The following is a 13,504-nucleotide window of genomic DNA, read 5'->3' on the forward strand; positions in this document are numbered from 1 at the left end:
CGATGAGTTTCAAGCAACTTCTTGAAAATATGGAACATCACTTCGAGCCGGGTGGCAAGTACGCCAAGTACTATGCCCTGTTCGAGGCGGCGTATACCCTGTTTTATACCCCCGGGTCCGTGACCCGCAATGCCGCCCACGTCCGTGATGCGATCGATCTGAAGCGCATGATGATCATGGTGTGGCTGGCCGTGTTCCCGGCCATGTTCTGGGGCATGTACAACGTCGGCAACCAGTCCATCGCCGCCATCGCCCATCTGGGCAGCGCGGCCGGTGCCGATACCTGGCAATACACCATAGCGACCCTGCTGGGTGCCTCGCTGGATCCGGCCGTGGCCGGCATCGGCAGCAAGATGCTGATCGGTGCGGCGCACTTCCTGCCCATCTACCTGACAGTGTTCCTGGTCGGTGGCTTCTGGGAAGTGTTGTTCGCCATGGTGCGCAAGCACGAGATCAACGAAGGCTTCTTCGTGACCTCCATCCTGTTCGCCCTGATAGTGCCGCCCGAGCTGCCCCTGTGGCAAGCCGCGCTCGGCATCACCTTCGGCGTGGTGCTGGCCAAGGAAGTGTTCGGCGGTACTGGCAAGAACTTCCTGAACCCGGCCCTGGCGGGTCGTGCGTTCCTGTTCTTCGCCTACCCGGGCCAGATCTCCGGCGATGCCGTCTGGGTGGCCGTTGACGGTTACTCGGGCGCGACTGCCCTGAGCCAGTGGGCCCAGGGCGGCCAGATGGCGCTGATCAACGGTGCCACCGGCGAAGCCATCAGCTGGATGGATGCCTTCCTCGGCAACCTGCCGGGTTCCATCGGTGAAGTCTCCACCCTGATGATTCTCATCGGTGCGGCCATGATCGTCTACATGCGGATCGCCTCCTGGCGCATCATCGCCGGCGTCATGATCGGCATGGTGGCGACCTCCCTGCTGTTCAACGTCATCGGTTCAGATACCAACCCCATGTTCAGCATGCCGTGGCACTGGCATCTGGTGCTGGGCGGCTTCGCCTTTGGCATGGCCTTCATGGCGACCGATCCTGTCTCCGCCGCCTTTACCAACAAGGGCAAGTGGTGGTACGGCGCCCTCATCGGCGTCATGGTCGTGCTGATCCGTGTCGTGAACCCCGCGTTCCCGGAAGGCATGATGCTGGCCATTCTGTTTGCCAACCTGTTTGCCCCCTTGTTTGACCATTTCGTGGCGCAGGCGAACATCAAGCGGAGGATCGCACGTGGCGTTTAATAAAGACTCTACCATCGGCACTCTCGCCGTAGTGACCGGTCTGTGTCTGGTCTGCTCCATCGTGGTCTCCGTGGCCGCCGTGGGTCTGCGTCCGGCTCAGCTGGAAAACAAGGCGCTGGACAAGCAAAGCAACATACTGTCCGTTGCCGGTGTCGATGTCAGCTCTGTGGCCAAGCGTGACCTGGCCCAGCTGTATGGCGACAAGATTGAAGCGCGCCTGGTCGATCTGACCACAGGTGAGTTCGTTGACGGCGATGCCGACAACTTCGACACCAAGCTGGCGGCCAAAGATCCGGCCAAGAGTGTTCGTCTGGCACCTGCCGACGACAAGGCCGGTCTGCGTCAGATCTCCAAGCTGATCCCGGTGTTCTTCGCGAAAGATGCCGAGGGCAAGGTCGACAACATCATTCTGCCGATCTACGGCCAGGGTCTGTGGTCCACCATGTATGCCTTCGTGGCGGTCGCGGCCGATGGCCAGACCATCAAGGGCATCACCTACTATGACCACGGTGAAACCCCGGGTCTGGGCGGCGAGATCGAGAACCCGGCCTGGCGCGAACTGTTCGTCGGCAAGAAGCTGTTCGATCAGGACGGTCAGCCTGCGCTGCGGGTGATCAAGGGCCATGCTCCGGCTGGTTCCGAGCATGAAATCGACGGCCTGTCTGGCGCAACCCTGACCGGTAATGGCGTACAGCACACCTTCGACTTCTGGATGGGCCCCAAGGGCTTCGGTCCCTTCCTGGCCAAGGTACGTGCAGGAGAAATCAACAATGGCTGACAAGAGCGAAATGAAAAAATTGCTGTTGACGCCTGTGCTCGGCAACAACCCCATCGCACTGCAGGTGTTGGGTGTCTGTTCCGCGCTGGCCGTTACCAGCCAGATGAAGACGGCGTTCGTGATGACGCTGGCCGTTACCGCGGTCACCGCCTTCTCCAACCTGTTCATCTCCCTGATCCGCAACCAGATCCCGAACAGCGTGCGGATCATCGCCCAGATGGCGGTGATTGCATCTCTGGTTATCGTGGTTGACCAGGTGCTCAAGGCCTATGCCTATGACATCTCCAAGCAACTGTCGGTGTTCGTCGGCCTCATCATCACCAACTGTATCGTGATGGGTCGTGCCGAAGCCTATGCCATGAAGAGCGCCCCGCTGCCCTCCTTCCTGGACGGCATCGGCAACGGTCTGGGCTATGGCGCCGTGCTGCTGGCCGTGGCCACAGTGCGCGAGATCCTGGGGTCAGGCACCTGGTTCGGCATCGAGCTGCTGCCGTTGGTGAACAATGGTGGCTGGTATGTGCCTAACGGCCTGCTGCTGCTGCCGCCGAGTGCATTCTTCATCATTGGTCTGATCATCTGGGGCGTACGCACCAAGGATCCCAAGCAGGTGGAGGCAAAGGATTAAGGTATGGAACACTATCTGAGTCTGTTGATTCGTTCGATCTTCATCGAAAACCTGGCGCTCTCCTTCTTCCTGGGGATGTGTACCTTCCTGGCGGTGTCCAAGAAGGTAAAGACCGCCATGGGCTTAGGGATTGCCGTTATCGTGGTTCAGACCGTTGCCGTTCCGGCCAACAACCTGATCTACAACTACGTGCTCAAAGACGGTGCCCTGGTCTCCGGCCTGGATCTCAGCTTCCTGAGCTTCATCACCTTCATCGGGGTGATCGCGGCCCTGGTGCAGATCCTGGAGATGGCGCTGGACAAGTACTTCCCGGCGCTCTACAACGCCCTCGGCATCTTCCTGCCGCTCATCACGGTGAACTGCGCCATCTTCGGCGGCGTCTCCTTCATGGTGCAGCGTGACTACAACTTCGTGGAGTCTGTGGTCTATGGCGTGGGGTCGGGTGCAGGCTGGATGCTGGCCATAGTCGCGATGGCAGGGATCCGCGAGAAGATGAAGTACTCCGATGTTCCGGAAGGCCTGCGTGGCCTCGGCATCACCTTCATCACCGCGGGTCTGATGGCGCTGGGCTTCATGTCCTTCTCTGGTATTTCCCTGTAATCGGAAAGGAAATATAGATGGAAATTATTCTGGGTGTGGTCATGTTCACCGTGATCCTGCTGGCCTTGGTGGCAGTCATTCTGTTCGCCAAGTCCAAGCTGGTGACCGCAGGTGACGTGACAATCAGCATCAACGGCGACCCGGCCAAGGCTGTGACCAGCCCGGCGGGTGGCAAGCTGCTCGGCGTGTTGGCCGGCAGCGGTATCTTCGTCTCCTCCGCCTGTGGCGGCGGTGGCTCCTGTGGTCAGTGCAAGGTGCGGGTGAAAGCTGGCGGCGGCGACATACTGCCGACCGAGCTGGATCACATCAGCAAGGGCGAAGCCCGTCATGGCGAGCGTCTGGCCTGTCAGGTCACCGTTCGTTCCGACATGGACATCGAGCTGCCGGAAGAGATCTTCGGCGTGAAGAAGTGGGACTGTACCGTCATCTCCAATGACAACAAGGCCACCTTCATCAAGGAACTCAAGCTGCAGATCCCCGATGGGGAGAGCGTGCCGTTCCGCGCCGGTGGTTATATCCAGATCGAAGCTCCTGCCCACCACGTGCAGTACAAGAACTTCGATATTCCCGAGGAGTATCGCGGGGACTGGGATCGCTTCAAGATCTTCGAGCTGGAGTCCAAGGTCAACGAGCCGATCATTCGTGCCTACTCCATGGCGAACTATCCGGAAGAGTTCGGCATCATCATGCTGAACGTGCGGATCGCGACCCCGCCGCCCAGCAACTGGACTGCGCCTCCCGGCCAGATGTCCTCCTACATCTTCAGCCTGAAAGCTGGGGACAAGGTGACCATCTCGGGTCCGTTCGGCGAGTTCTTCGCCAAGGACACCGACGCCGAAATGGTGTTCGTCGGTGGTGGTGCCGGCATGGCGCCGATGCGTTCCCACATCTTCGACCAGCTGCGTCGCCTGAAGACCAAGCGCAAGATGAGCTTCTGGTACGGTGCCCGTTCCAAGCGCGAGATGTTCTATGTCGAGGACTTCGACATGCTGGCCGCCGAGAACGACAACTTCCAGTGGCACGTCGCCCTGTCGGATCCGCAACCGGAAGACAACTGGGATGGCTACACCGGCTTCATCCACAACGTCTTGTTCGAGAACTACCTCAAGAACCACGAGGCACCGGAAGATTGCGAGTTCTACATGTGTGGACCTCCCGTGATGAACGCTGCCGTCATCAACATGCTGAAAAACCTCGGGGTTGAAGACGAGAACATCCTCCTGGATGACTTTGGTGGTTAATCCATGCACAGTGTTGTAAAGACCTGGCTAGCCTTAGGGCTAGCCTTTTTCTTGACTGGGTGCGGTCAGGAATCGGTCCAATCCAAGCCGGAGATCCACATCACCGGCAGCACCATGGGCACCTACTACTCCATCAAGGTGGCGGATGCCGCCGTCACGGATGCCGCCAAGCTTCAGGCCGAGGTGGATGTCCTGCTGGAGCGGGTCAACGATCAGATGTCCACCTACCGCCCGGATTCCGAGTTGTCGCGCTTCAACCAGCACAAGGGCAATACCCCGCTGGTGGTCTCCCGTGACACGGCCCGGGTGGTGACCGAGGCCATTCACATTGGCCGCGAGAGCCGCGGGGCGCTGGACGTCACCGTGGGCCCCCTGGTCAATCTGTGGGGCTTTGGGCCGGATGCCAAACCGACCAAGGTGCCATCCGACGAGCTGATCACCCAGACCCGGCAGAAGACGGGCCTCGGCAATCTGCATGTGATAACCTCGGTCGACGCCGACACCCTGCAAAAGGACATCCCGGATCTCTACGTGGATCTCTCCGCCATCGCCAAGGGTTTCGGGGTAGACAAGGTGGCCGAGTACCTGGAATCCCTGGGGGCGCGCAACTACCTGGTGGAGATCGGCGGCGAGCTGCGGATCAATGGCGTCAACGGCAAGGGTCACCCCTGGCGCGTCGCCATCGAGAAGCCGACCGCCAATGCCGGCTCGGTGCAGGAAGTGATAGTGCCAGGGGACAACGGTGTCGCCACCTCGGGGGACTATCGCAACTACTACGAGCTGGATGGCAAGCGCTTCTCCCACACCATAGATCCGCTGACGGGCAAGCCCATCACCCATCGCATGGTGTCGGTCACAGTGATCCACCCCTCCTGCATGACGGCAGACGGGCTGGCCACGGCGCTGACCGTCATGGGAACGCAGAAGAGCCTGGCCTATGCCAAGGAGCGGGGTCTGGCCATCTTCGTCATCACCAAGACGGACCAGGGTTTCGAGGAGGCTTACTCGGATGCCTTCAAGCCCTACCTGGCCAAGCAGCCCGGTTAACAGTGCAGGTACCGCCATCACTCACCGGGGTGGCGCTGCCTGAGAATCTTGTCGCCGGATGCCGTTGAGCCGTATCTGGTTAAACAGTAAAGGGGTAATACCATGCAGATCTTTCTGATCACCTTCGGGGTGTTTCTGGTGGTGGTGGTGGCCATGGCCATCGGCTACATCTTCCAGAAGAAGACCATCTCCGGCTCCTGTGGCGGCCTTGGCACCATAGGGATCGAGAAGGAGTGTGACTGCCCGGAGCCCTGCGACAACCGCAAGAAGAAGATGGCTAAGGAAGAGGCCCGTCGCAAGATGCTGGTGGACAACCGCATCCTCTGAGGGCGAGCACCCGAGTGCGGGTGCATCGAATGCACGCGAGCCGACCCAGGGTCGGCTCGCGTTTTCATGGCACTCAGTAATCGTATTTGTGGCAGGATTTCTTGCTAAATTCCGCTTTCCTCTGCGCCAGCTCCTCCCTGGTGCCCAGCTCGTCCCCCTGCTTGATGGCCTTCTCCAGTATCTCTATGCGCTCAAACAGCCAGCTGCACTCGGCGGTCGGATGGTCCTTGGTCATGCCCGTCAGCGGCAACAGCAGCAGGCAGAGTCCCGGCCAGATTGCTCTCATCTCTCTCCTCCTTGAGTCTCATGTGGATGGTGCCTTGAGAGTCTATCCGCCCGTCTCCTCCCGTGCGCTGGCAGAAATGACAGGGCTGGGGTAGCATGGGGTCTTGACTGGTTATTCATACAGTAGTGTTGCCGCCTCGTCACGACAGCGGCGGGTGCACCCAACCACGCGGCAGGCGCCGACAGCTCAACAGACTCTGGCATGCGCAAGATCATTCACATCGACATGGACTGCTTCTTCGCCGCGGTGGAGATGCGGGACAACCCGGCCCTGCGGGAGGTGCCGCTGGCCATCGGCGGCTCGGCCGACAGGCGCGGCGTCATCTCCACCTGCAACTATGTGGCGCGCCGCTTCGGGGTGCGCTCAGCCATGCCGAGCGCCCTGGCCAGGAAGCTCTGCCCGCCGCTGGTGCTGCTGCCGGGGCGGATGGCCGTCTACAAGGAGACTTCCCGCCAGTTGCAGGCCATCTTCCTGCGCTACACCGACAGGATGGAGCCGCTCTCACTCGATGAGGCCTACCTCGATGTCACGGACAGCCCCCACTGCGGCGGCAGCGCCACCCTGATGGCGGCCGAGATCCGCGCCGCCATCGCCCTCGAGCTGGGACTGACCGCCTCGGCCGGGGTGGCGCCGAACAAGTTTCTGGCCAAGCTAGCCTCCGAACAGCGCAAGCCGGACGGCCTCTTCGTGATAAGGCCCCGGGAGGTGGACGAGTTCGTGCGCCAGCTGCCGCTCGGCAAACTACCCGGCATAGGCCGCAAGACGGCCCAGCGGCTGGAGTCCCTCGGGCTTTACTCCTGCGAGGATGCGCGCCAGCTCGGCAACGAGGAGCTGGTGAGCCGCTTCGGCAAGCTGGGGGAGATGCTCGCCGGTCGCATCTGGGGGCACGATGAGCAACCGGTGCAGGCCCAGCGGACCCGCAAGACCATAGGCGTGGAGACGACCCTGGCCAGCGACGTGCTGGATGAAGCCGCCTGCTGGGAGGTGCTCAGCCGGCTCATCCCCGAGCTGGAGCTACGCTTTGCCAGGGCCTGCCCTGCGGAGGCGCTGATGGGGCAGGGGATCAAGCTGAAGTTCGCCGATTTTCAGCAGACCACAGTCTATCGCAAGGGCAGTTATCAGGCCGCCCGCTTCCACGATCTGCTGCACGAGGGGTTGCTGCGGGCTCAAGGAAAACCCATTCGCCTGCTCGGTCTGGTAGTAGGACTGCCCGGGGCCGGGGAAATCAATCAACTGAGCCTGGATCTCAGCTGATTTAGTTAAGTTTTTGTGTCCAAAACCGATACAGTGTTCACATCTGTAGACGTTAGGAAATCGTGGCATGAGTTCTCTTTCTGTTCAGGGACGGATCACCCTGATTGCCGGTTGTTGCCTGTTGGCCAGTGCCGCCGCACTGGTCGCCTCTTCCCTCTTCAATGCGGCCCGTATGCAGGAGCAGGTGCTCACCTCCACCACCCTGGAGGGGCAGCACGCGGCAGAAAACTGGATGAAGGCCATGGGGTCCACCCAGGCGGCCAGAGTGACCAGCTACCTCGACGAGGCCTATTTCAGAGCCACCCTGCTGGCGGAGGGCATTTTGTTCCAGCGCAAGAACGCGGCCGACAACTTCGTTCACTCCGAGGCGCTGCGCAATGCCGTGAACCAGCAGTTGCAGGACGCGGCAGAGTCATCGGCCAATCTGCTCGGGGTCTATGCGGTATTCGAACCCAATCAGCTCGACGGCGAAGACGACAACTATCAGGGCTCGACCGCGCTCGGGGCCAACGACAAGGGGCGCTTCTCCAGCTACTGGGCCAGAGTCGACGGCAAGGTGACCCTGGAGGTGATGGACGAGGCGCTGCTGGCCAACGACAAGCCGTCCGAGCACGGTGGCCTGGAGAATGACTGGTACAGCTGCAGCATTCGCAGCCGTACCCTCTGTTTGCTCGATCCCTATGTGGACGAGGTGGGCACCCGGCAGGTGCTGATGACCTCGGTGACGGCCCCTTTGCTGGATCAGGGGACCCTGCTCGGCATGGTCGGGGTCGACATCTCGCTGGCCACCTTGCAAAGCCTGGTGGAGGAGATGGACAAGACGCTCTATGACGGTCAGGGCAAGGTGCTGCTGCTCAGTCACGAGGGCCGGGTGGCCGGGGTCGAAGGGTTCAAGGTCGCCCTTGGGGATACCCTGGATCAGCAGGGGCTGTCGGCGGATCTCAACGGTTGGCTCGCCAAGGGGGAGGTGGTCACGCGCTGGAGCCCGGATGGCGCCCTGCTGCAGACCTTCGTGCCGGTCAGCATGCGCGGGACGGATCGCCAGTGGGGCATCTACATCGAACTGCCCCGCGCCGTGGTGCTCGCCTCTGCCCTGCAACTGCAGGATGAGCTCGAGACCCAGTCCCAGCGCAGCGTCGCCACCCAGCTGCTGATCGGTGGGGCCATCTCGGCCCTGGCCCTGCTCTGCATCTGGCTGATGGCTCAGCGCATCGTCGCCCCCATTCGCACCGTGGTGGCCCGCCTCAAGGACATCGCCAGCGGCGAGGGGGATCTGACCCAGCGTATCGACCTGCACCGTGATGACGAGATCGGCGAGCTGGCGAAGTGGTTCAACAACTTCCTGGACAAGCTGCAATCCACCATCAGCCAGGTGATCGATACGGTGGCCGGTACCCGGGCCAGCGCGTCGCTGGCGGCGCAGGGGGCAGAGCGCACCAGCGCCGGCATGCAGTCCCAGTATCAGGAGGTGGATCTGGTGGCGACGGCGTTCGAGGAGCTGAGCGCCACCGCCCTGCAGGTCGCGGGCAATGCCAGCTCGGCGGTGAGCGCGGCCAACCAGGCGGACATGGCGGCGCAGGAGGGCAAGTCCGTGGTCGCCGATACCCAGCAGGCCATGTCCAGGCTGATGGCGGTGATCAGCGACGCCAAGCCCGTGGTGGAGCGGCTGGCCGCCAACAGCGACAACATCAACGACATCCTCATCGTGATCCAGGGGATAGCCGAGCAGACCAACCTGCTGGCGCTCAATGCCGCTATCGAGGCGGCGCGGGCCGGTGAACAGGGCCGCGGCTTCGCCGTGGTGGCCGACGAGGTGCGCAACCTGGCTGGCCGTACCCAGAATGCCATCGTCGAGATCCAGACGCTGATCACCGAGCTGCAGTCGGGCACAGAGGCTGTGGTCAAGGCGATCATGACGGGCCACAGTCAGGCGGGTCTGACCCTTGGCAAGGTGGAGCTGTCGGTCAGCGTGCTGGAGCAGATCATCCATGCGGTGGCCACCATCCATCAGATGAACGAGCAGATAGCCAGGGCGGCGCAAGAGCAGAGCGGGGTGGCGGACGAGATCAACCGCAACGTCAGCAACATCCGCGACGTGAGCCATACCATCAGGGCCGAGGCGGCCACCTCGGCCGACAACGGACGGGAGTTGTCGCAACTGGCGGACAAGCAGCAGCAACTGGTGGGGCAATTCAGGGTATAGAGATAAGAAAAAAGGCGCCATCCAACCGGAGGCGCCAAACACATTCAGATGACAGACTGGGTTAAATCGCATTGATTTAGCCCTTCTTCCCGCAGAGGAAGAAACACAACACCACAATCGCTGTCGGCCCACTCACAAAAACCACATGTAAACCAACATGGAAGAGAAGGTGTGAGCCATATGGCAACGGATTGCGTGGCGAATTATGTTTATTCACTGGTCGACCCGCAACCGACAATTTATAATGCGCCCCATTAGAAAAACTCATCGTCGGCTGGTGTCATGTCTCGTCGTTTACCCCCGCTCAATGCCCTGAAAGCATTCGAAGCAGCGGCTCGCCACTTAAGCTTTACCCGCGCAGCAGAAGAGTTGTTTGTGACTCAGGCCGCCATCAGCCACCAGATCAAGGCGCTGGAGGAGTACCTCGGCATCAAGCTGTTCCGTCGCAAGAACCGCTCCCTGCTGCTGACCGAGGAGGGGCAGAGCTACTTCCTCGACATCAAGGACATCTTCGCCTCCATCTCCGAGGCCACCGACAAGCTGCTGGCCCGCAGCGCCAAGGGGGCGCTCACCGTCTCCCTGCAGCCGAGTTTCGCCATCCAGTGGCTGGTGCCCAGGCTGGTGAAGTTCAGCGAGCGCCACCCCGACATCGATGTGCGGATCAAGGCGGTGGACATGGACGAGGGATCCCTGACCGACGACGTGGATGTGGCCATCTACTACGGCCGTGGCAACTGGCCCGGGCTGCGCTCGGACAAGCTGCACACCGAGTATCTGATCCCGGTCTGCTCCCCCCTGCTGCTGACCGGCCCCAAGCCCCTGCGCACCCCGGAGGATCTGACCAGGCACACCCTGCTGCACGACACCTCCCGGCGCGACTGGAAGGCCTGGTTCCGCCAGCTCGACATCGACGCCCCGAACGTCAACCAGGGGCCCATCTTCAGCCACTCCACCATGGTGATCCAAGCGGCTATCCACGGTCAGGGGGTGGCGCTCGGTCACAGCGTGCTGGCCCAGCCCGAGATCGAGGCGGGTCGCCTCATCTGCCCGTTCGAGCAGGTGCTGGTGAGCAAGAACGCCTTCTACCTGGTATGCCAGGAGCAGCAGTCCGATCAGGGCAAGATAGTGGCCTTCCGCGACTGGATGCTGGAGCTGGTGGAGCAGGAGGAGGCCCGTCGCCGGGCCCGTCTCGCCGATGGTTGAGGGGATGGATGTGACAAGAGAGGGGGCGAGCGACGCCCCCGTTCGCATTCTGCTGGCCCACGGCGCGGGCGCCGGCATGGATCATGCCTTTCTCGCCGAGCTGTCGCGGCTGCTGGCGGGGCCGGATATCGAGGTGGTGCGCTTCAACTTCCCCTACATGAGCAAACGGGCCCTGGACGGCAAGCGCAGGCCGCCGGACCGGCAGCCCGTGCTGCTCGCCCACTGGCGCGAGATGGTGCGCGCGTTTGCCCATCCCCGCTTGTTCCTGGCAGGCAAGTCCATGGGGGGGCGGATGGCGGCCGAGCTCTATCACGAAGGGGGCGACGAGATGAATGCTGCAGGATTGCTCATTCTCGGGTATCCTTTCCACCCCCCGGCCAGCCCCGACCGCTGGCGGGGTGAGGTGCTCAAGCAGATCACGACGCCGACCCTGCTGCTGCAGGGGGAGCGCGACACCTTTGGCTCTCGCGCCGAGCTGGCCGATTTCCCCTTCTCCCCCGCCGTATCGGTCCATTGGCTGACCGATGGGGATCATGGCTTCAAGCCGAGGAAGGCCAGCGGCGTGAGCGAGCAGGAGAACCTGCGACAGGCTGCGGAGCGGATCAAGGGGTTTATCGCGGCGACCCCGTCCCGGTACGCCTGAAGGGATGGCCGCGCGCAGAGAACGAGGAGAGAGGATGCAAGTCCATCGACATTGGTTGGTGCTGGCGGGTTGTTTCGGCCTGACGGCCACCATGCTGGGAGCCTATGGGGCTCACGGGCTGGCGGCGACCGGCATAGCCCCTTCACTGCTGGCGGCGTTCAACACCGCGGTGCAGTATCAGTTTTTTCACGCCCTGGCCCTGCTGGTGCTGGGGTGGTGCGGCGTGCGCAGCAAGGTGATTACCTTCGCGGGCACTGCCTTTGTGCTGGGGATCCTGGGATTTTCCGGCAGTATTTACGCCATGGTGCTGCTTGGCAGCAAGGGGCTGGGGCTCATCACTCCGGCCGGTGGCCTCTGTTTTATGTTGGGATGGGCGGCTCTGATATGGGCCGGCTGTCGTCTTGGAGGAAAAAATGAATAATCTGCTGCTTTATTGCCGCCCGGGTTTTGAGAAAGAGGCGGCGGCAGAGATCACCGAACGAGCCAGCAACATGCAGTGCTACGGCTTCGCCCGGGTCAAGGACGACAGCGGTTACGTGATTTTCGAACTGTATGACGAGGAGCAGGCCGATCTGCTGGCCCGCAAGCTGCCGTTCCGTGAGCTCATCTTCATCCGCCAGATGCTGGTGGTGACCCATGAGCTGAAGGATCTGGACCTCTCCGATCGGGTTTCCCCCATCATAGAGGCGACCCGTGACTATGCCATCTGTGGCGATCTGCGGGTGGAGACGGCCGACACCAACGAGGCGAAGGAGCTCTCTGCCTTCTGCCGCAAGTTCACGGTGCCGCTGCGCCAGGCGCTGCGCGGCAACGAGATCCTGACCAAGAAGGAGACGCCGCACCGTCCGGTGTTCCACGCCTTCTTCATGGCCAATGATCACCTGTTGCTGGGGTACTCCTACTCCTTCAACAACTCCGAATTCCACATGGGCATTCCGCGCCTGCGCTGCCCGCCGGACGCCCCGAGTCGCTCCAGCCTCAAGCTGGAAGAGGCCTTCTATGTGTTCGTGCCGCGGGAGGAGTGGGAGCTGCGCCTCACCTCCGGCATGAAGGCCGTCGATCTGGGCGCCTGCCCGGGCGGCTGGACCTATCAGCTGGTGCGTCGTGGCATGATGGTGACCGCGGTGGACAACGGTTCCATGGCCCAGTCCCTGATGGATACCGGCCAGGTCAAGCACATTCGCGACGACGGTTTCGTCTGGCGGCCAGGCAAGAAGAACACCTACTGGCTGGTGTGCGACATGGTGGACAAGCCGGCGCGGGTGGTCCACATGATTGCCGACTGGTTCCGCGAGAACGACTGCCAGGAGGCCATGTTCAACCTCAAGCTGCCGATGAAGAAGCGCTATGCCGAGGCGGTGCACAATATAGAGGTGCTGCGGGAGATGCTCAAGGAGATCGACAATGCGTTCGTGATCCAGGCCAAGCAGCTCTACCACGATCGCGAAGAGATCACTGTGCACGTCTACAACAAGTTCTGGGTCTCCAAGCTCGAACCCAAGTCCTGAGCAGGGCCCCCGCGTCACCTGGTGTGACGCCAAATAAAAACCGGACGGCTAGCCCCGTCCGGTTTTTTGCTTTCTGGCGCCATCAGAAGCGATAGTCGAAGCGCATCATGGACTCGTCATCGGTGATCTTGAGCTCGACCTGGAGCGGAATGGTCTTGTCGGTGGGGTTGAACTGCATCTTGACGCCGTCCCCCCTGAGCTTGACCGAGGTATGGATGCCACCGGCGTTGAACTTGATCCTGGGTTTGTGCTTTTCGAAGGAGAGGCTCACGCTCTTCTCGGCCGTCAGGTTCAGTTTCTGGTAGGGGGTGACCCGCTGGGTGCCATTGCTGTCGGTCATGATGTCCACGCCGAGGGAGAGCGGCTTGGGGCTCTTGAGCAGGTCGTTGGTATCGATATTGGACTGCCAGGTCTGCTTGGCCGGCGGCTCGTACTGAGGGGGCGGTGTCAACCAGGCGTTGTCGATGGGCCTGTCTAATGCCATGGTACTGCTGCTGAAGATCAGCACGATGAAAGTAGCACGCATGATGGATCTCCTTATCCCTCATATGAACATA

The 13,504-nt window shown here is 61.7% G+C and carries 15 protein-coding genes; 13 read left to right on the forward strand and 2 right to left on the reverse strand.

Going from position 1 to position 13,504, the window contains the following annotated elements; genetic code table 11:
• The first annotated feature begins 2 nt into the window (after positions 1 to 2).
• The 7 genes from G4923_RS07960 to nqrM all read left to right on the forward strand — a co-directional run bounded on the left by G4923_RS07960 (position 3) and on the right by nqrM (position 5,850).
• On the forward strand, positions 3 to 1,232 hold the full coding sequence (locus G4923_RS07960; protein WP_042649549.1) for an NADH:ubiquinone reductase (Na(+)-transporting) subunit B: 1,230 nt from the start codon (positions 3 to 5) through the stop codon (positions 1,230 to 1,232).
• A complete protein-coding gene (locus tag G4923_RS07965; RefSeq protein WP_163136490.1) occupies positions 1,222 to 2,010 on the forward strand; it encodes a Na(+)-translocating NADH-quinone reductase subunit C in 789 nt (262 codons plus the stop codon). Before G4923_RS07960 ends, G4923_RS07965 begins: the two co-directional genes overlap by 11 nt.
• The gene (locus tag G4923_RS07970) at positions 2,003 to 2,635 is read left to right on the forward strand and encodes an NADH:ubiquinone reductase (Na(+)-transporting) subunit D (RefSeq protein WP_042654098.1); all 633 of its coding nucleotides are present in this window, start codon (positions 2,003 to 2,005) and stop codon (positions 2,633 to 2,635) included. Before G4923_RS07965 ends, G4923_RS07970 begins: the two co-directional genes overlap by 8 nt.
• A 3-nt stretch (positions 2,636 to 2,638) precedes the next feature.
• Positions 2,639 to 3,235 carry an NADH:ubiquinone reductase (Na(+)-transporting) subunit E gene (gene nqrE / locus G4923_RS07975; protein WP_005330713.1) on the forward strand — a complete coding sequence of 199 codons (597 nt, stop codon included), beginning with the start codon at positions 2,639 to 2,641 and terminating at the stop codon, positions 3,233 to 3,235.
• Positions 3,236 to 3,252: 17 nt separating this feature from the next.
• A complete protein-coding gene (gene nqrF / locus G4923_RS07980) occupies positions 3,253 to 4,476 on the forward strand; it encodes an NADH:ubiquinone reductase (Na(+)-transporting) subunit F (protein ID WP_042654097.1) in 1,224 nt (407 codons plus the stop codon).
• 3 nt (positions 4,477 to 4,479) lie between these two features.
• On the forward strand, positions 4,480 to 5,523 hold the full coding sequence (locus G4923_RS07985; RefSeq protein ID WP_111909910.1) for an FAD:protein FMN transferase: 1,044 nt from the start codon (positions 4,480 to 4,482) through the stop codon (positions 5,521 to 5,523).
• Between the two features lie 102 nt (positions 5,524 to 5,625).
• Complete coding sequence (gene nqrM, locus G4923_RS07990; protein ID WP_005330718.1) at positions 5,626 to 5,850, forward strand: (Na+)-NQR maturation NqrM; 225 nt, start codon at positions 5,626 to 5,628, stop codon at positions 5,848 to 5,850.
• Between the two features lie 73 nt (positions 5,851 to 5,923).
• On the opposite strand, the gene G4923_RS07995 is transcribed toward nqrM, so the two are convergent.
• Entirely contained in the window at positions 5,924 to 6,136 is a 213-nt protein-coding gene (locus tag G4923_RS07995; RefSeq protein ID WP_005330720.1) for a hypothetical protein, read from the reverse strand.
• Positions 6,137 to 6,337: 201 nt separating this feature from the next.
• Here G4923_RS07995 and dinB point away from each other — a divergent pair, with 201 nt between their 5' ends.
• The 6 genes from dinB (at position 6,338) to rlmM (ending at position 12,947) form a co-directional block, all read left to right on the forward strand.
• Complete coding sequence (gene dinB, locus G4923_RS08000) at positions 6,338 to 7,390, forward strand: DNA polymerase IV (RefSeq protein ID WP_111909911.1); 1,053 nt, start codon at positions 6,338 to 6,340, stop codon at positions 7,388 to 7,390.
• 67 nt (positions 7,391 to 7,457) lie between these two features.
• Positions 7,458 to 9,593 carry a methyl-accepting chemotaxis protein gene (locus G4923_RS08005; RefSeq protein WP_111909912.1) on the forward strand — a complete coding sequence of 712 codons (2,136 nt, stop codon included), beginning with the start codon at positions 7,458 to 7,460 and terminating at the stop codon, positions 9,591 to 9,593.
• A 282-nt stretch (positions 9,594 to 9,875) separates the two neighbouring features.
• Complete coding sequence (locus G4923_RS08010) at positions 9,876 to 10,796, forward strand: transcriptional regulator GcvA (protein ID WP_025327944.1); 921 nt, start codon at positions 9,876 to 9,878, stop codon at positions 10,794 to 10,796.
• A gap of 4 nt (positions 10,797 to 10,800) precedes the next feature.
• Positions 10,801 to 11,439 carry an alpha/beta family hydrolase gene (locus G4923_RS08015; protein WP_111910055.1) on the forward strand — a complete coding sequence of 213 codons (639 nt, stop codon included), beginning with the start codon at positions 10,801 to 10,803 and terminating at the stop codon, positions 11,437 to 11,439.
• 34 nt (positions 11,440 to 11,473) lie between these two features.
• The gene (locus G4923_RS08020; protein ID WP_043130931.1) at positions 11,474 to 11,860 is read left to right on the forward strand and encodes a DUF423 domain-containing protein; all 387 of its coding nucleotides are present in this window, start codon (positions 11,474 to 11,476) and stop codon (positions 11,858 to 11,860) included.
• Complete coding sequence (gene rlmM / locus G4923_RS08025) at positions 11,853 to 12,947, forward strand: 23S rRNA (cytidine(2498)-2'-O)-methyltransferase RlmM (protein ID WP_025327941.1); 1,095 nt, start codon at positions 11,853 to 11,855, stop codon at positions 12,945 to 12,947. Before G4923_RS08020 ends, rlmM begins: the two co-directional genes overlap by 8 nt.
• Positions 12,948 to 13,029: 82 nt before the next feature.
• Here rlmM and G4923_RS08030 read toward each other — a convergent pair whose 3' ends face one another.
• Positions 13,030 to 13,473 (reverse strand): hypothetical protein, encoded by a 444-nt coding sequence (locus G4923_RS08030; protein WP_111909913.1) that lies wholly within the window; start codon positions 13,471 to 13,473, stop codon positions 13,030 to 13,032.
• Positions 13,474 to 13,504 lie beyond the last annotated feature (31 nt).

This window comes from Aeromonas rivipollensis, assembly GCF_010974825.1.
In the GTDB taxonomy this organism is placed as follows: Bacteria; Pseudomonadota; Gammaproteobacteria; order Enterobacterales; family Aeromonadaceae; genus Aeromonas; species Aeromonas rivipollensis.